The following is a 17442-nucleotide window of genomic DNA, read 5'->3' as shown; positions in this document are numbered from 1 at the left end:
CTCCATTTAGCAGTAGTAACTGTCATGGTGAGTTTTCCTTGCATCCAGGGTGTGATTTTCATTTTAAGCTCAAAATTCAATACAAAGATGAGATATTCTGACTACTGAATCTTGAATTCTCTTTCTTTGATGAGGAATTTACATCTAATCTTCAGTTTTTCAACTTCTAGCTGAACCTTGATTGCTGAATGCAGAAGCTAAAAATTAAATCACAAAAAAATGTTGTTGTTTATTTTATAATAATATCATAATATCACAATCCTAAAGTTTAATTTAATACTTATCATGGTGTACCCAAAGCACTGGAAAGAATTAGCTAAAAACATTAAAGAAAAAGCTGATTGGTCTTGCCAAAAATGCGGTCGTGTTTGCTTACGTCCTGGTGAAAAACCTAATGACATTACTAAACCTCGTGCCTATAATCTACAGGTTCATCACTGGAATAGAGACCCATCTGATAACAGATTAGAGAACCTAATTTGTCTTTGTAGTGGATTATGTAGAATCCACGTCGTAGAAACCTTGATGTGACTGATATTGATGAAAATCTTCTACAACGTAACCCATGATAACTCCCTTTTAACAAAACAGAAAACTTGACAAAATTTAACTTGTATTTTTGATTCAGTACCGTATAAACAGAGCAAGGTTGTTAACATCACTGTATTGAAGAGTCTTGCATAGTCAAAGCAAAAACGTGGTTGAGATGACAGTAAAAATTGCCTATCAACTTGACAAATGGCTACAATCGAAGTGGCAAAGAGATACACGATTCTACACCTTAACCCTTTGCCAAAACATATTTGGAGAATGGATGATCACCAAAACTTGGGGCAGTGCTATTTATCGAGGATTTGGCAAATCAAAAGATTTAGATTGCCCTAATTATCAAGCTGCTTTAATAACTTACTACAAGCTGCAAGAACGAAGAGAAAAGCGCGGATATAAAAGAGTTGACTTTAATTCAAGAAATTGATGAATCCTCATTATCTTCCATTTTCGCTTTAGCCATTCGCCACTCTTGTAATTCATAGCCCGATAAACATTTATCATTGCCGACTCGAACCATAATTTCTCCTTGTTGTATGGGTAAATATTTTTTCGGAACATCTTGACAGAAACCACTCTCAATAGCCTGACGATACCAACATTCAAACTCATCTTCTTCAGGAGTCATCGCTGTTTGAGGAACATTAGGTTCAGCTTCATCACGAATCATTGCCAGCAAGCAAGCACCAGGACTCTCAATTTTATTATGGCTTCTATACTGTTTGAAAGCGGATATTGCCAACTTCACTTTCTCTGGCTCATGTTTAGCTATTTCCTGTTTTAATCTAACGCCGATTTTCATGCCCATTTCAGTAATTAAATGAATAATCTCTAAAGATGGATTCTGGAGTTCACCATCATCTGAATTTTGGGCAACCGAGTTGAAAGAAACAACTTTTGGGGATGATTCAGGTATAGTCAACTGCTTAATTTGTGTTCGTAAGCGTTCACATTCCGACTTCAACTCAAAAATTTCAGCAACATGACCTCTCAAGTTCTGATTCTGTCGCTTTAATTCTCTATTTTCAGCCTCCAATTCTCGAATTCGTTGCTTGAATACTTCAGAAATAGTTTTCAGACTATGAGGTCCAGGTTGTTTTTCCGCCAATGAGTTAAGTTGCTGTGTTTTTTGCGACTGTAAATCATGAATATATTCCGTTAATTCTGTCCATTTGTAGAGGTAAGAAATGGAACAGCCAGCAACTTGAGCAATATTAGGAAAAGTCAAAGGTTTACCACTTTTTTGAATCTCTTCAATAGCACGAAATACTTGTTCACGTTTGTGTTCTTTTCGCTGTTGTTGGGCTGCCCGCAGGACAGCAGTCTGTTTTTCACGTAATGGTTGCTTCGTCATTAGCAACTTTCCTCAAATCAGATAACCATTTATCCATTGCTTCTAGGGTAGCCTGAGATTCTTCATAGGCTAGGGTAGCCCCGGCTTGTTTAGCTGACTCCATGCGTTTGTGTTCTCCAGCATATTGCCGTTCATAAAGAGGTAATTTGCTGGTACTGGGGCGGAAACTACTACAGCCGTAACATTTGGGATAGAGGTTGTAGATACAGTTGGTTTTAGGGTCAAGGGTGCAGTAACCATAGACCGTCAGACGCGGTGAAATTTCCAGGTCAAGTTCGTGGGCTTGAGGGTTTTTAAGAAGGCTTTCAGGTAAACTTTGCCAAGGGAGAAAGCGGTTTTGGGAATTGAGCAGTAGTTTCTGAAAAGGTAAATCTACTGCCGCTACTTGCTCCTTAGTGGGAGGCGCATAGTGTTGAAATGTGGTTTCACTATTGAGGTGGTCAGCATAGAGTTGAGCAGCTTCCATTCCGTGTTTAGCCCTCACTTCCTGGAGGCGACTAGAACGGGTAATTTTACCTGTAAAGTAGGGTCTAATACCATTATGATCACGAATGTCTTCGCGCTCTATTAACAGACGAATCAGGCGAACCATTGGGTTTTGCTCTGCTGTTACATGAGGGGGTCTGGGCATTGGTTTAAGACTAGGAAAGGATGGGTAAGAACTCTGTTTAATACTTCTAAAATGACAAAACAGATAGGGGTAATCCTTGCCAAAGGTTTTTCTCATCCATTGCTGTTGTTGTTCAATGATTTGTCTAATTTCACGAGAGGCAGGGAGTCTGTGCCATCGTTCTACCTTATGCTGATAAAACTTGATATACCATTGATCATTTTCTGCAACTAAACAATCAAAAGTCATCTGACAAATATCTGCGGGACGAGCAGCTGTATATTCTTGGATTAAATAATGACGAGCAAGAGGAGCAGGAATTTGGTCGAGATGCTGTTTAATCTGTTGACGGGTGATTTCATCCAACCAATCCACGTCCTGAATGGTTTGTTTAGGAATATCTCGCTGACGAACTAAGTTTTGGGATTCTAATCCTAAAAATTCACAAAAATCTTTGAGGATATATAGCTTTTCTCGAATAGTCCGATTACAGTTAGTTTGGTTGAGGTCGAGAAACTTGAAGATTAGTTCTCGGCGAATTTCAGAGAGATTTTGGATATGATTCTGCTTCAAAATTTGACCGAACTGACGCAAAGCTACTAGAGAATTTATCGGTGTGGCACTGGCAGAATACTTACCTGATTTGAGTAAGGAATATAGATATTCCTTGACTTTGACACGAAACCATTCTGGTTTAATTGACTTAAAGTTGAGAATTTGAGGGGGTGAGTTTTTGACAAAATGACGAAAATCCCAAACATCATCATCAAAACAGAAGTTCAATAAGGTTTTTTGTTGTTGACACCCAACCCAACTATTATAACTTGTGGCGTGAGGATTAAAGTTAATGTGGCAGAAGTAACAGCGAAAATTACTCTGTCTGCTGTTGGCTTGAAAGCTTTCATAAATCCATCCTTTCTGTCCATTTGGTCCTATTTGATGGCAGAGGGGATTAGGACAAACTAAATGGGGGCGATAACTATGAATCTGAGGTGGAACTTGACAACAAAGGAGGGTCTTTTGGGAACAATGATTACATCCTAGCCTGAGTTGACAACTATGTCCATTAGTATAATTAAATTTGCTGATTTGACCTTGATTACACTGAGGACAGATAAATTCTCCAGCATACTTTTCTGCCCAATTTACTGATAGAGTTCCTTGAAGAGTTAGATGAGTGGAAATGGGTAAGTGTTTAACTGTACCAGTTAGGTAAGTTGTCTGATGACAAAAATCACATGACAATTTTAGTTTGCAAACAGCCCCTTTTGAGTAATAAAAGTTGGTGATTTTTCCTTGATTACATTGAGGACAGATAAATTCGCCAGCATAATCTGTCTGCCAATTGACTGATAAAGTTCCGTGAAGGGTTTGGTGTATTGAGATATTTGGATGTTGAGGAAGTTGACAAGTTAATTGGGTTATTTTAGCGCATGATTGACATTTAACTCTCAGTTTAGAAATGGCTTTTTGATTGTTATAAAAGCTGGTGATTTTTTCTTGATTACATTGAGGACAAATAAATTCGCCAGCATAATCTGTCTGCCAATTGACTGATAGAGTTCCTTGAAGGGTTTGGTGTATTGATATGGGTGGAGACTGTCTAGTTTGACAGGAGAGGGGAGTGTATGTGTGGCAGAGTTCGCAGCTTAATTGAATTTGACAAAGTGTTTTCTTGTCATAAAAGAAATGGCTTAACTGTCCGCGATGACAATGGGGACAATTAAATTCGCCAATATAATCTGTCTGCCAATTGACTGATAAATTTCCGTGCAGGGTTTGGTGTATTGAAATTGGTAAATGCTTGCGTTTACCCATGATTTTTCTGGTTTTGAATATGTTGTAATTCTGACAATCCCTGAAAACGATTTTTGATGAAAACTAATAGGTTATTAATCTCTGTTACTCGTCTTTCTTGTCCGTTGTTTTGAGTTTGAATTAGGTCTTGCTGTAAGCGGTTTAAGTCAGCTTCTAATTGGGATTTATCTTCGAGGGTTACGCGATGATGAGAACAACTAAGACAGGCATAGCGATGTTGACAATCTCCTAACATGGTGGGACGATGACATTCTCCTAGAGGGGTACTAACTTTGAGGAGATTCGCTAATTTTTCATACCTGGTTTTTCTCGGTTTAAAAGCTGTAATTTGACCATACATATCCACATAACCTTTGAGATTAGCTTCTTTTTCTAATCTGATTAGTGAACGCTGGCGATAATGAGGTAACATATCTAAGGAGCCGTGACCTAGTACGGCGGCGATATATTCATCTTCTACTTCACAATGAGCCATAATGCTGGCTTTGGTGCGGCGAAACATATGGCTAGTTAATTTAAATCTGTTGCCATGTTTATCTTTTAAGTCTGCTACTTCTCGAAATTTAGTTAGCCAGTTACTAATTTTTAATCTGGTAATTGTTTGGGGTTGATAGCACAGTTTTGTTTCTGATTCTCTATCAGCCCAAGGAATACTTTTTTGGGGACTATAAACGTGACAAAATAGTTTATCGAATTCACTATCTCTACCAAATTGGGTATCCAGAAATCTCTGTTGTTCTTGAACTAATTCAGCTACTTGAGGATGAATCTGAACAAACCGCCAGTGTTTGAGTTTTTCAAACCAACGTAGTAAAAACCATTTTTCGCTTTCTTGTTTGAGGCTGTGGCGTGGCATGGTGAGAATTTCTCCAATGCGGCAGCCTAATGCCAATTGTAACCGAAAAAGTCTTTCAATTGTCGGGGGGAATAAGTCAAGTTTTTCGTAGATTTGGTAAAGAACTTCTTCTGGTATTGTCTCGATTTTGGGTGTTTTTTGGGAAATTCTCATGGGGGTGAAGGCGATTTCTAGCCACTTTTCTTCTCGCCACAGATTGAGAGCATAGTTAATTGTATTTTGACGATTATTAGTGTTAATTTCGCTGATAAATTGATGGAGGATTGATTCTGTTAAAGATTGGGGCTGGGTATATCCATTGTTATATAAAAAATGTGCTAAGTGGTTTAAACAACCTAGTCGTTGAATAATACGACCCAGGGAATATCTCTCTCGAATGCTGGCTCTAATGGTTAGTTGAGTCAGTTGTTTTAACCAAGGCAGTGAAATTTTGTGGAAGTAGAGATGATAATGTCCATTAATTCGGCATTCTTCTTGGCTATAACCCAATTCTAATAGTGACCAAATATCTTGATTCATTAGTGGGTCATTAATCCACTCTTTTCCTAGTTCGGAGTTTTTAATTCGCTCTTGTAACTTTTTTGGAACAAGTGCTTGTGCCATTAGTTTTCTTCTTCTTCTCTTAGGTATTGGTCTAGGGTCATTTCATCAAGAACATGACTGTAAATGTCTTTGGTTGTGACGATTGAACGATGTCCTAAAAGCTGTTGTACATATTGGTCAAGATAATTATCTTGCAACATTCTGGTAGCGAAGGTATGGCGAAATAGGTGGGGATGTGCTTTAATTCCTGTTCGTTTGTGGAGTTGGTCAAATAATTTATTTAAGCGAACTAAAGACATTGCTTGTCCTTCCCATTTCCCTGATAAATTGACGAATAACATTCCATGTCCCAAGGTTTCGGCTCTATGTGGATATTCTTCTAATAGGTAGGCATGAAAGGTCTCTTGAATGGCTGACCGTTGGTGTAGAATGGGGATTTCTCTTTCTCTTCCTTTTGCCATTGCACTATTAGGGTTGTCTTCTCTGCGGACAATGCGAATGCGTCCACTGTTATCTAAATCTTTTACGTCTTCTAAGTGTAATCCTAATAGTTCTCCTCTTCTTACTCCTGTTGAACGCAACAGCATGATAATTAATCTGTCTCGATAAGTTGTACAGGCGTTGGCTAAGGTGGCAATTTCTTCGTCTAGTAGACATCCACTAAATTGTTTTGGTTCTTTTATTTTGATGCGTTTGCTTTTTTGTGGATTGTTTTTAACGATGCCTTTGAGAAAGCCTCCTCTTTTTCCCCAATGATGCGCTAGTTTGGTGAAATGTTTTTCTTCTATTCTGCCTTCAATTGTGTGATAGGTATAGAATTCTTGGATGGCGGTGACTGCTTGATTGACGGTGCGAGGACTTCTTTTGGCAACTATTTCTCTGACTTTTTCTGAGATGGCTTCTATTTCACTACCTAGCAAGTACCAATTCACAAAGTCGGCTAATTCATTTAACCCAATTTCAGACCAGTTGAGAGATTTGAATTCTAGCCAGCGCCAAAAGTCTACTAGTCGATAGGCGTATGTACTTATTGTATTAGGTGCTAATTGTCGCTTTCTACAGTAGTTCAAAAATCTTTGGATTGGCTCTATGGGTAGGCAGGTTTTAGGGTCGAAGACACAGCTAAATCTTTCTTCTGTGTCAGGGGATATCGCCCATTCTACTTTGACCATTTTCTACGTTGTGGAAATTAATTTGTTTCTACCCTAACGCAAAAATTAGGTCTGTTGTTGTTGTTTTTTCTATGTTGTGGAGGTGGTTGTTGTTGTCTATATAAAGTGGATGCCACCTTCATTATCATCGTGGTGGGAAGGGTAATGTTTCTGTTGGTCAATTATCTCTGTTTGATCTATCAAGATTTTAAATCTTATTCAGTTGAGATTTAAATATTTTCTTGAAGAAAAAGGGTGAAACAACAATCACAATTATTCATCAAAGTAAAGAATATCTATACGAGACAAGGAACAAATCCATAAAATTTTCTTGACAGAAGGGTTTAACCTCCTCCTGTCAAAATAATTCTTAATTAGTTGGCAACACTGGTTATTTCTTGTTATTTAATCAGGATTTGTCTGATCAAAATACTCATGAACTCCCCAACATTACCAGTGGGTATGGGTTCGCTCCAATCTCCAACATCTGCATAACCAATTACCTGTAAATGATGAATTGTACTGGTAACAGTTCTCCTTGAACCAATTAATAAATGCTTTAATGGTTCTCTGTTACTGGGTTGTTCTTTGACTACTGTGGTGTCATTAGCACTGGCGAGAAAATTTTGAATTTGTGTCATGATTGATTTACCTGTAAGGGTTAAGGCGATTTGCCTACCTGTCAAGATTCACAAAGTGCAGCGTAGGTGTCGCCTTATTTTTATTTTATATGTAGATGTGTAAGTGTGTATATAGTATTGCCCATAAATTTGTAAAGTGTGGAGGTATTGATGTGTGTATAGCCAGTGGTAAGACCAAGAAAAGCTGAGAAAGACAAATATGGTGAACCAAAGCAGAGGTATCAGATCATGCTAACTGAGACTGCTTCCACAGAACTTGATAGGGTATCCGAGAAATTAGGCATCACTAGAAGTGAGTTAGTTGAACAGGTGATTAGACAGGGTTTATTGGAATTAGTAAAAATAGATATAACAGAGTATTAATAACCTGTGAACAATTATTGTTAGCATTTGTTAGTAAAATACTAGCTAGTTACTAACCTCCTACTGCCGAACTGGATAATACAACCCATCTTCTGCCTGAAATTTCCAGCCCAACCCACTAGGATCTCGATTCCTAGACCAGCTGATGAATTCCTGTTCAGTTTTGGTTTCCCGTTCATTAATTAAACTCTGCGGTGTCATCCCCAATCTCTGCGCTAAATTTTCATTGGGGAAGGAGTTGATTTCTACTGCTTGTTGATACTGGTATGGATACGCTGAACTCCGAGGTCTAGAGTTACTGTATCTACCAGAAGCTATAGCCCGTTCAATTTTATCTAAGTGCTTGGCAATAGTTTCTAGTTTAACAGCCAGCTGTTCGTCTTGCTGACAAAGGTGTGTTTCCAGTTGCCCCAATTTCTCCTCCACCTCCTGTAACTCGGTGGTTGCTTCCAGTTTAGCACTGCTATCAAACTGCGAAATCAATTCCTGTAACCCTTGCAGTAACGCCGTTGTGTGACCATCACGGTGAATTTTTGAGAGTTTTTGTACTACAGGAATTAGTACATTAGGCACGCGGATCATTTGGCTGGGTGGGGTCTTGTTATTCATGGCGATATCAGTTGTGATATCAAGAATTTTATAATGAAAGTTTCTTTGCTGGCTCACCACTTGTCGGTTTGCAGACTAAATGAAAATTTGTTGCAGACAAAGTGAAAATGGGAGCTTGTAAAGTTCACTCAATTTTATATAAAGCAAGGAAGACTTTGGCAATCGGGGTAAGAAGGATTACCAGTATTGGCTCAAAGAAACAGCCGTTACGGGCTGACACTAGCGCTAATAGGGGGTTCCCATGATGAAACAGAGCCTAGAAAAGCAACTTAGTCTTTGGGCAGGGCGTAACAACCATCACCCCTGACCCCACTAGAGCTAATCCCCGCCGTAATTGCACGTATAACGGCAAGAGTCCAGGGAATCTAGTAGTTGAAGTGGCTACATCTAAAGGAACTATCAATCTCACCGAGGGAACGAATAAAAACTAATTGTGGGTCTTAAGGCAGTCGAACCTTGGGTAGCCCAGACGAGCGGAGGAATCCCCACAGTTAGGGTAGGACGCAACGTAATTGCTGCGAGGTGTTCAGAAAATACAACCCAGAGAAGAGAAAATGATTAGACACAGTTATAAAACTAGTGAATCTTGGAAAGCTCTACCGTGGAAGAAATTCCGCCGTAACCTTTTCCGCCTTCAAAGACGCGTATTTAAAGCTGTTCAAGTTGGCGACAAGCGGTCAGCACAACAGTCGCATTTAGGGAATACGAATCAATGTTACGTAAACCTAAGTACTTTGACGAAATTAAATATATTACTCCTGTGTTCTATACTTATATGGAAGCATGGCGAAAAAGCCTCAGTCAATCAAAGCAGTATATAACCACTGCAACTAACCTTATTTCATCGCTGGAAGTATTTTCGCTTGAGTGCGATGCCTACGGCGAGCGTTCGCGGAGCGTCTCGAAGAGAAGCTATCGTATTACTGCTGGTATTTAAAGCCGGAAGACGGAAATTAGTAGGTAGAGAGTAAAAATTTTCATTGCCAGTCATATATTTCCAAGTTCTTGACTTTTTCTCTCTACGATGAACCTGCAAGTTCAGATAAAGATGTGATTTCATGTCAACTTCTAGCAAAAAATCGATAAGAACAAATATCATGAAGAAGATGTTAAACAGGGTTCCAGAGGTGACAATTTACTTCTGGATTATTAAGGTTCTGGCAACCACGGTAGGTGAAACCGCAGCAGATTTTCTGTCAGCAACCCTGAACTTGGGTTTAGGTGTTACATCCTACATTATGAGCAGCGTGTTACTAATTGTGTTGTTGAATCAGTTTAAGCTGAAACGCTATGTTCCAGCAAGTTTCTGGTTTGTGGTCGTTTTGATAAGTATCGTTGGCACACTGATCACTGATAGATTGGTAGACGAGCTTGGAGTTAGTTTGGTAACAACTACTGTAATTTTTAGTGTTTCCTTGTTGGTGGTATTTGCGCTATGGTATGCAAACGAAAAGACATTAGCCATGCACTCCATAAATACAGCTAAAAGAGAGCTTTTTTATTGGGTAACTGTTTTGTTTACGTTTGCTTTGGGTACTGCAACAGGAGACCTTTTAGCAGAGGCTTTGAAAGTGGGTTATGCACAATCAGCACTGATATTTGGTGCTTCAATTGCAATCATTGCGATCGCTTATTATTACTTCCAGATGAATGCAGTTTTGGCATTCTGGTTAGCTTACATCTTGACTCGTCCGCTTGGGGCATCTATGGGTGATTTACTATCCCAATCTTCTACAAATGGAGGTTTTGGTTTTGGTACAGTCGGAACCAGTATGCTTTTTCTGTCTATAATTGCGAGTCTGGTTATTTACTTAACCCTTACGCAGAAGAAACCAGCCTTATTGCCGATTGACCGACAAGACTGATTAGCGATCGCCTTCTCAAACGAATGGGATTTTTCTGTTTGTGAAGAGGCGATTTGGTTGGCAATTTGCGATTACCTAACCTATCTGTTGACTGTTCAATAGCTTTTAATGTTAATGTAGTGCTTATTCCACACAGCTTAGAGCTTTTCAAGCGTGCCATTGATATCTTAGTTGTTTCCACCAGACTCAGCTAATCTGAATGATCATGACTGACTATTTTTTATTGTGAAAAATAAATGAACAAAGTTGCAAAAGTCACAATTTACTTCTGGATCATGAAGATTATCGCCACGACGCTCGGCGAGACAGCAGGTGACTTCATCTCAATGACTCTTGGGCTGGGATATTACATAGCCTTTGCCGTAACTTTCGCCCTTTTGGCCATTCTCCTATTTTTTCAAATTCAATCCGAGAGATATATTCCAGTCCTTTACTGGGTGGCGATCATTGCAACAACCACAGCCGGAACCGAAGTTTCAGACTTAATGGATCGATCTTTTGGGCTAGGCTACGCAGTGGGATCGCTGATCCTGGTAGCCTGTCTGTTGAGCGTTCTTGCCATCTGGTACTACCGGGATCGAGACTTGAGCGTTTATCCGATCATCAGGAAAGACGCAGAGACTACCTATTGGCTGGCTGTCGTGTTCTCCAACAGTTTGGGAACGGCCTTTGGTGACTTTCTGACAAGCAACTTGGGACTGAGCTATATCCAGGGCGCATTCGTGACAGCCAGTGTCATTGGTGTTGTCATCGCCCTTCACTACGTAACAAAGTTGAGCGATATTCTCCTATTCTGGCTCGCGTTCATCTTCACGCGACCCTTCGGAGCCACCTTTGGAGATTTTCTGACCAAACCAGTGAAAAATGGCGGACTCTCACTGCCAAGGGAATATGCTTCGGCGATCGCCTTTATCCTGCTGGCAATTGTCCTATTCTTTTCCGTGCGAAACGAGAAAAAGGTGCGTCACCAAATTGAGTGATGCGTTTAAGGAGATAAGCTAAAATACATCTAATTTGCATATCAAAATTTTATCAATATCTTGTGGGGTGGGCAGCGTTCGACTGAGCGCTCACGCCGAAGTCTTGCCCGCCTTAATTATGCAACGATTAGCTTAACTCACGCCATAATAGGAACACCTCTCATCCTTGGAATCGTAGGGTTGCTAAATTTTCCCTTTCTGATTTTTGGCATAGCATCAAAGATATGAGAATCTTAATAGTTGAAGATGACGATCGCATCGCTAAACCCTTAGCCGAAGATTTAAAACACCAGCATCATGCTGTAGATATTGCTGGTGATGGGATTGAAGGTTGGGAATATGCCGAAGCAGGTAATTATGATTTAATTTTATTAGATTTAATGTTGCCGTGCTTAGATGGAATTACTCTCTGTAAACGGTTACGTGCTGCTAATTGTAACGCTTTTATTTTGATGTTGACAGCACGAGATACAACGCCAGATAAAATAATTGGACTTGATGCTGGTGCAGATGATTATTTAGTTAAACCATTTGAACTAGAAGAATTAGCAGCACGAATTAGAGCTTTATCTCGAAGAAGTCCAGAAACTCGCCAATTAATTTTAATTCACGGTGATTTACAACTAGACTCTAGTAATTGCAATGTAACCTACGCAGGTAAGCCTCTATCATTAACACATAAAGAATACATGATATTGGAATGTTTTTTGAAAAATCCTACTCAAGTTTTAACTCGCTCGGCAATTTTAGATAAATTGTGGGAATTTGATAAATTATCCGGCGAGGAAACCGTTAAAACTCATATTACAAATTTAAGAAAGAAACTGAGAGCAATAGGAAGTTCAGAGGATTTTATTGAAACTGTCTACGGTGTTGGTTATCGTCTGTGTGCTAAGTAAGGGCAAATCTGGTTTATGTTTGAAAGAATTCGCCATCGTTTACTGTTGTCTTATTTAATTGTATTATCATTAATCTTAGGTGGATTTGCAATTGTTGTTCGGATTGTCTTTACCCATAGCCTCCATAAACAACAAACAGAAAAACTTGCTGCATTAGCACAAGTTGCTGCTGCTAATGCAGAGTTTGATAACGGAAGAATTAAAATTGAAAATGACTTACCTCAAGATAAATTATTTGAAAATCATCAAGGGTTAAACTGGTTTGATACTAAAGGTAATCTAATCAAAAAGCAGGGGCGAGATATTTTAAGTCTACCTGTTCATGTAACAGAAGGACAACAAATTAATACAGTTGGTAAAAATCGCATTCAGTTTGTTACTTTACCAATTATTAGTAGTGATGATAAACAATTCATTGGGTATGTAAGAGCCAGTCAATCTTTAGAAGAATTTGATGAAACTTTAAATAAATTAGATTTGGGATTAGGTGGTGGAATAGTTGTAGCTTTGATTATTAGTAGTGTTGGCGGAATTTGGCTAACTCGTCAAGCGATGCAACCAATTGAAGAAAGCTTTGAATGCTTAAAACAGTTTACTGCTGATGCTTCCCATGAACTCCGCAGTCCTTTAATGGCGATTAAAAGTAATGCAGGGGTAGCACTCAAGTATCCAGAAGGAATGCGAGAAACTGATGCAGAAAAATTTCAGGCTATTTCTAGTGCTACGAACCAAATGACTCGCCTCACTGAAGATTTACTATTTTTAGCTCGTTATGATAATATTCCTAGCCGCAGTGAAGAAACTGTTAATCTCAGTTCAATTTTAAATAACTTAGTACAAATGTATTATCCGCAAGCGATCGCTAAACAAATTAATCTCAAAAGTCAATTAATTGAAAAGCTTTATCTATTAGGTGATACAAATCAAATAACACGATTATTTACTAATTTAATTCAAAATGCTATACATTACACACCGTCAGAAGGGATAGTAGAAATCACAGCTAATCGTTCTGCTTCAGATATAGTAGTTAATGTTCAAGATACAGGTGTAGGCATTGCACCAAAAGATTTAGGAAATATTTTTGAGCGTTTTTGGCGAGCAGATAAATCACGTTCTTATAATTCTGGTGGTTCTGGTTTAGGATTGGCTATTGCCCAAGCTATTGCTCAAAATCACGGTGGATTAATTACCGTCACAAGTCAATTGGGAATTGGAAGTTGTTTTACAGTGTGTTTACCTGCAAGTTCTCTTAATTAATGTTTATAAAAATGTCTAATTAAGTACCATAGCACAGCTATATTAACCATAAATACTAAAATTTTTAAAATTGTCACCCCTTTAATTAACTCATAGATTTCGGGAGGTATACTAATACCAACTAATCCAATAACTAATATCTTTGCCCAAGTTTTTTCATACCATAAACCGATAGCCTCAATGGCTGTCACAACTGCATATATTGCAGTGGCAATTCCACTAAATTTTAAAGTTTGTGGTTTGATATTAATAATTTTTTCTAGTAACCACTCAATAACTTCGCGTTTACCTTCCAATATGTAAGATTCGGAAAAGACCACAAGAGTATCATGTTTTTTTAAAGCTAACAGTAGAACAATAGATGTAGCTGTAAGTAGTAAGGCAACAAAGCCTTTATAAATAACAATTGCTATTAATCCTGGAGGACGTTTCTCGATCATTTAATTTTCCTTACTTGTTACTTTATTGCTTGCTGAAAGCTAAATAGGTTGTCAATAAAAAGGTTGACAACCTAAATCTGTGATTGATTTATGATAATTATATTCCCAGGTTGGATAATTAATTGATAATATGATAAAAATTAAGTATACTGTTTGTCAGCTTTTGTGTTGAAGCATTCATAATGTATGTTGCTTAAATCTATGTTTTTAATTTTTTTTAATATCAATATATTTAATAAAGGTCAAGAATTAGAAAAGATTAATTGTCAATATTTTTTATTTAGTACCACTAGTATAGTAAAAATTAAGGGATGGGTTGTATTCCCATCCCTTATGTAACTAATTTTAAGCAATCGACCTCACATTTTAATCAAAATGTTCTCTGATGGCTCTGACATAAGCAGCGTCAGTATCATTGAGGTTGTTAAGCTCGTTTTCATACTGAAAGTTTAAAGCTAATGAGTCAGATTCAGGATTAAATTTATTAGTAAGTTAAATTCCAAGTTTGTTAAATCTATTTTTTCTGAAAAATTAGGGTTCATTTGACGCAAAGCGGAGTGTTGCTCTATATCGAGCAGAAAATGTTGGGTACGGTAAATTTGATGTTTCTCTGGTTGACGCAAGCTACGTCGCAGAAGCGCCCGAACTCTGGCAACTAACTCTTTGGGGCTAAAAGGTTTGACTAAGTAATCATCAGCACCAGTAGACAAGCCAATAATACGATCAATTTCCTCACTCTTAGCTGTCAACATTAAGATGTAGGGGTCTTTTGCACCAGGTTTTTGTCTAATTCTGGCACACAACTCTAAGCCATTGAGACTAGGAATCATCAAGTCGAGGATGATTAAGTTCGGTTGATGCTCTTGAATTATTTGGAATGCTTGAAGCCCATCACCACAATTATGGCAAGAAAATCCTTCGTCTTCCAAAGAAAACTGGATTAACCGAGAAATTTCAAATTTATCCTCAACAATTAAGATTTCCATATATAACTGACTTTTGACTTCTGCTGTAATTTCAATTTAGTTAGTAAAAGTAAAGAACTTGGAAAGATTTATCAGGATTTGAAAAAATTATTTTGTGTTTCAGAAATACTTGTGAAAACTTGCAAACATTATTTGCAAATTAGATAAAGAGAAAATTGTTACTGTTTTTTTATAGTTTTGTAAAGAATTTGTCACATCTGACTGATAGAGTCTAGAGGAAGCAATTCCTAAAGTGCTTTGCTGGTGATAGATACAGAGCAAAGTCACAAAACCACAGTAATAGAGGTTTTAGCATGAAATCTGTTATCAAGCTTATTTTGAAAGCTAGTTTGGTTGGAACTTTGAGTTTAAGTTTATCAGTACAATCAGTTTACGCATCTCCATCACCGATTAGTGTCCCCATAATCGAAGTTAGTGACAGTAATGATGATGTTGATGGTACAAAGGCATTTGCAATAGTGAGCAAAGATGAACAAGTAGCAACTCTAAATCAAATCGGCGAGTATAGCAAGACTATCTATAACCTGATTAAAACCAACAATTGGGCAGAAGCAAAAAACCATTTATCACTACTCAAAGCTCTATCAGATCACCTTAAAACAGAAAAGGGAAAAACCGATGTCAACCTAGCCAAGCTTGACTCAAGTATCACTGTTTTGCAAAGTACGGTTGCAGCAAAGAACCATCAAGCGATGTGCGATGCTAACCAAGTTAGTGCGATCGCCGATCAACTAGCAATGCAGTTAGAACCTAAAATGCCTTTGGAGGTTGCAATGCTCGACTACTATGGTCGTGAACTAGAAATTTGGGCAGCCGATGGGAATACAGCTAGATTAAAAAATGTTGCTGGTAAAATTCGAGAGACTTGGGAAGCTTTACGTCCTTCAATCCAATCTCACGGCGGTTCACCTCAATTACAGAAGTTTGACGATACTCTAGTTGCTTTAGTTGAGACAGCTAGTTCTCCTACTGAATATAGTCTGCTTGCTGCACCTGTACAAGGTGAAGTCAATAATCTCCGAAAAGTATTTCAACAGTAGATTTTTTTAAAAAGGCTCATTCATCTCACTGTCAATTTTGCACGCATGGTAGGAGATGAATGGGTAGTTTAAAAACTGTCTGTGAATTAAACTGAATCTTCAGTGTGCTTAGTAGGATTCAACTATATCTAAAGTGCGTTATGTTGCCGGAAGCATCGCTTATAGCAAGGCGTAGCCCATTGCCCAGGTAAAGCCAGTCTAAACCTAGTAAATCTTAAAAACTCCGCCCTGTAAGATTTGCAATAGCTGCAATTAACTCAGCTTGTTCTACAGGTTTAGCTAAACTTTTTTGAAAACCTGCCGACTGCGCCTGTTTTTTATCTAATTCACGGGCATAACCACTTAAAGCGATCGCCGGAATCTGGCTATATTGTCTCACTTCACTAGCTCTAATTTCTTGCATCAGCATATAACCATTTACATTTGGCATACCAATATCGCTGATGAGTAAATCTTGCTCTGAATTTGCCAGAACTTGTAATGCTTGTTCAGCCGATGCAGCTGTAGAAACGTGCATCCCGTGTTGTTCTAGGATAAAAACAAGCAACTCTCGAATATCAAGTTCATCATCTACTACTAAAACTTTTAAGCCTGCTAAAAGTGATGAGGCAGAAGTCAAATGTGAAAGGGCTTTTGAATTAAACCCCATCCAAGTTGAAACCTATAGTTTTTTCAGAAATTGATGTAACCTAATTGGGAGGGGAAATTAGGTGAGAGACAAGATGTTAAAACCAGACTGTAGCCGTTGGGGAGAAAATGCAGAAACACTAAGAGAGAAGGCGTTAAAAGCAACTCATCCTCGAAGCAGAGAAAGGTTTATGGCGCTGTACGAGATAAGTAAAGGTAAAAGTGCAACGAAAATAGGACACCAAACAAAGCGTCATCCACAAACAATCATGGGATGGGTACATCAGTACAATCAGGGAGGCTCATCAAGATTAGTTTACCAGCATAGTGGTGGACACCCCCCCCTTTGTCTCCAGAAATAGAACAAGGATTAGACAAGCAAATCCGAGATGCGTTGAATTTGTCGGCAATACCACCACAGGAAAGGACAGAGCAACCGATACCGCGATGGACATCTCCCTCGTCTAGTAGAGTGGGTAAAAACTCAATTTAATATTGATTGCTGTCGTCAAACGATTTGTAAAAGTCTCAAAAAATTGGGTTTGTCTTGGAAAAAGGCACTTTCCTCTACTCAATAAAGGGAATACAAAAAAACGGGCGGAGTATCTAGAAAAGCTCAAAGTATTACTCGACAAAGCTCTACACCAGGAAGAATTGTTAGTTTATATAGATGAAGGTCATATTCATCTTGACACTGATGAAGGTTATGGTTGGTCTATTAAAGGTAAACGCTCTTGGATCAGTTCCTGCTCACCTGGTAGAGCCAAAGTCTCTTTTTATGGTGTTTATATTTATAACTGGAGTTTAGACTAAAAACAGAGATATAAGTTACAACTACTGAGAAAAGATAA

General features: G+C 38.3%; 19 protein-coding genes and 2 pseudogenes. 12 read left to right on the top strand and 9 right to left on the bottom strand.

Annotated elements, in window-relative coordinates:
- Positions 1-285 precede the first annotated feature (285 nt).
- On the top strand, positions 286-531 hold the full coding sequence (locus tag VB713_RS12900) for an HNH endonuclease (protein ID WP_323311925.1): 246 nt from the start codon (positions 286-288) through the stop codon (positions 529-531).
- A 175-nt stretch (positions 532-706) separates the two neighbouring features.
- The gene (locus tag VB713_RS12895; RefSeq protein ID WP_323311924.1) at positions 707-976 is read left to right on the top strand and encodes a hypothetical protein; all 270 of its coding nucleotides are present in this window, start codon (positions 707-709) and stop codon (positions 974-976) included.
- Here the strand turns inward: VB713_RS12895 and VB713_RS12890 are convergent.
- The 5 genes from VB713_RS12890 to VB713_RS12870 all read right to left on the bottom strand — a co-directional run bounded on the left by VB713_RS12890 (position 965) and on the right by VB713_RS12870 (position 7522).
- On the bottom strand, positions 965-1903 hold the full coding sequence (locus VB713_RS12890) for a DUF6262 family protein (RefSeq protein ID WP_323311923.1): 939 nt from the start codon (positions 1901-1903) through the stop codon (positions 965-967). The genes VB713_RS12895 and VB713_RS12890 overlap by 12 nt on opposite strands.
- Positions 1881-4331, bottom strand: coding sequence for an integrase (locus VB713_RS12885; RefSeq protein WP_323311922.1), 2451 nt, complete (start codon positions 4329-4331; stop codon positions 1881-1883). Before VB713_RS12885 ends, VB713_RS12890 begins: the two co-directional genes overlap by 23 nt.
- A complete protein-coding gene (locus VB713_RS12880) occupies positions 4324-5790 on the bottom strand; it encodes a tyrosine-type recombinase/integrase (RefSeq protein ID WP_323311921.1) in 1467 nt (488 codons plus the stop codon). The genes VB713_RS12885 and VB713_RS12880 overlap by 8 nt, the downstream gene beginning before the upstream one ends.
- Entirely contained in the window at positions 5790-6902 is a 1113-nt protein-coding gene (locus VB713_RS12875; protein WP_323311920.1) for a tyrosine-type recombinase/integrase, read from the bottom strand. The genes VB713_RS12880 and VB713_RS12875 overlap by 1 nt, the downstream gene beginning before the upstream one ends.
- A gap of 380 nt (positions 6903-7282) precedes the next feature.
- Positions 7283-7522 carry a hypothetical protein gene (locus VB713_RS12870; RefSeq protein ID WP_323311919.1) on the bottom strand — a complete coding sequence of 80 codons (240 nt, stop codon included), beginning with the start codon at positions 7520-7522 and terminating at the stop codon, positions 7283-7285.
- Positions 7523-7687: 165 nt separating this feature from the next.
- Between VB713_RS12870 and VB713_RS12865 the strand changes: the two genes are divergently transcribed.
- Complete coding sequence (locus VB713_RS12865; RefSeq protein WP_323311918.1) at positions 7688-7885, top strand: ribbon-helix-helix domain-containing protein; 198 nt, start codon at positions 7688-7690, stop codon at positions 7883-7885.
- A gap of 60 nt (positions 7886-7945) precedes the next feature.
- On the opposite strand, the gene VB713_RS12860 is transcribed toward VB713_RS12865, so the two are convergent.
- Positions 7946-8494, bottom strand: a complete 549-nt coding sequence (locus tag VB713_RS12860) for a hypothetical protein (protein WP_323311917.1) — start codon at positions 8492-8494, stop codon at positions 7946-7948.
- Positions 8495-9048: 554 nt separating this feature from the next.
- Between VB713_RS12860 and VB713_RS12855 the strand changes: the two are divergent.
- The 5 genes and pseudogenes from VB713_RS12855 to VB713_RS12835 all read left to right on the top strand — a co-directional run.
- Positions 9049-9177 (top strand): annotated as a pseudogene (locus tag VB713_RS12855) (reverse transcriptase N-terminal domain-containing protein); the annotation flags it as partial.
- A 375-nt stretch (positions 9178-9552) separates the two neighbouring features.
- Entirely contained in the window at positions 9553-10359 is an 807-nt protein-coding gene (locus tag VB713_RS12850; RefSeq protein ID WP_323311916.1) for a hypothetical protein, read from the top strand.
- A 236-nt stretch (positions 10360-10595) separates the two neighbouring features.
- Positions 10596-11339: a hypothetical protein gene (locus tag VB713_RS12845; protein WP_323311915.1), complete on the top strand. Its 744-nt coding sequence runs from the start codon at positions 10596-10598 to the stop codon at positions 11337-11339.
- Positions 11340-11563: 224 nt separating this feature from the next.
- Positions 11564-12238, top strand: coding sequence for a response regulator transcription factor (locus tag VB713_RS12840; RefSeq protein ID WP_323311914.1), 675 nt, complete (start codon positions 11564-11566; stop codon positions 12236-12238).
- A gap of 15 nt (positions 12239-12253) precedes the next feature.
- Positions 12254-13498, top strand: coding sequence for a HAMP domain-containing histidine kinase (locus VB713_RS12835; protein ID WP_323311913.1), 1245 nt, complete (start codon positions 12254-12256; stop codon positions 13496-13498).
- On the opposite strand, the gene VB713_RS12830 is transcribed toward VB713_RS12835, so the two are convergent.
- Together VB713_RS12830 and VB713_RS12825 are read right to left on the bottom strand one after the other, a co-directional pair.
- On the bottom strand, positions 13495-13938 hold the full coding sequence (locus VB713_RS12830) for a DUF2127 domain-containing protein (RefSeq protein ID WP_323311912.1): 444 nt from the start codon (positions 13936-13938) through the stop codon (positions 13495-13497). The two genes, VB713_RS12835 and VB713_RS12830, sit on opposite strands and share 4 nt — an antisense overlap.
- A gap of 473 nt (positions 13939-14411) precedes the next feature.
- Positions 14412-14924: pseudogene (locus tag VB713_RS12825) on the bottom strand (response regulator); the annotation flags it as partial.
- Positions 14925-15217: 293 nt separating this feature from the next.
- On the opposite strand from VB713_RS12825, the gene VB713_RS12820 reads away from it, so the two are divergent.
- Positions 15218-15964, top strand: coding sequence for a hypothetical protein (locus tag VB713_RS12820; RefSeq protein WP_323311911.1), 747 nt, complete (start codon positions 15218-15220; stop codon positions 15962-15964).
- Between the two features lie 214 nt (positions 15965-16178).
- On the opposite strand, the gene VB713_RS12815 is transcribed toward VB713_RS12820, so the two are convergent.
- Positions 16179-16613, bottom strand: a complete 435-nt coding sequence (locus tag VB713_RS12815) for a response regulator (protein WP_323311910.1) — start codon at positions 16611-16613, stop codon at positions 16179-16181.
- 73 nt (positions 16614-16686) lie between these two features.
- Between VB713_RS12815 and VB713_RS12810 the strand changes: the two genes are divergently transcribed.
- The 3 genes from VB713_RS12810 to VB713_RS12805 are packed head-to-tail and all read left to right on the top strand — an operon-like array spanning position 16687 to position 17404.
- Positions 16687-16953 (top strand): helix-turn-helix domain-containing protein, encoded by a 267-nt coding sequence (locus VB713_RS12810; protein ID WP_323311909.1) that lies wholly within the window; start codon positions 16687-16689, stop codon positions 16951-16953.
- Positions 16954-16989: 36 nt separating this feature from the next.
- A complete protein-coding gene (locus VB713_RS28260) occupies positions 16990-17169 on the top strand; it encodes a winged helix-turn-helix domain-containing protein (RefSeq protein ID WP_416242442.1) in 180 nt (59 codons plus the stop codon).
- Positions 17087-17404, top strand: coding sequence for a hypothetical protein (locus VB713_RS12805; RefSeq protein WP_323311908.1), 318 nt, complete (start codon positions 17087-17089; stop codon positions 17402-17404). Before VB713_RS28260 ends, VB713_RS12805 begins: the two co-directional genes overlap by 83 nt.
- The last annotated feature ends 38 nt before the right edge of the window (positions 17405-17442 follow it).

Source organism: Anabaena cylindrica UHCC 0172 (assembly GCF_034931625.1).
In the GTDB taxonomy this organism is placed as follows: domain Bacteria; phylum Cyanobacteriota; class Cyanobacteriia; order Cyanobacteriales; family Nostocaceae; genus Anabaena; species Anabaena cylindrica_A.
This window is presented reverse-complemented; position numbering and strand designations above follow the sequence as displayed.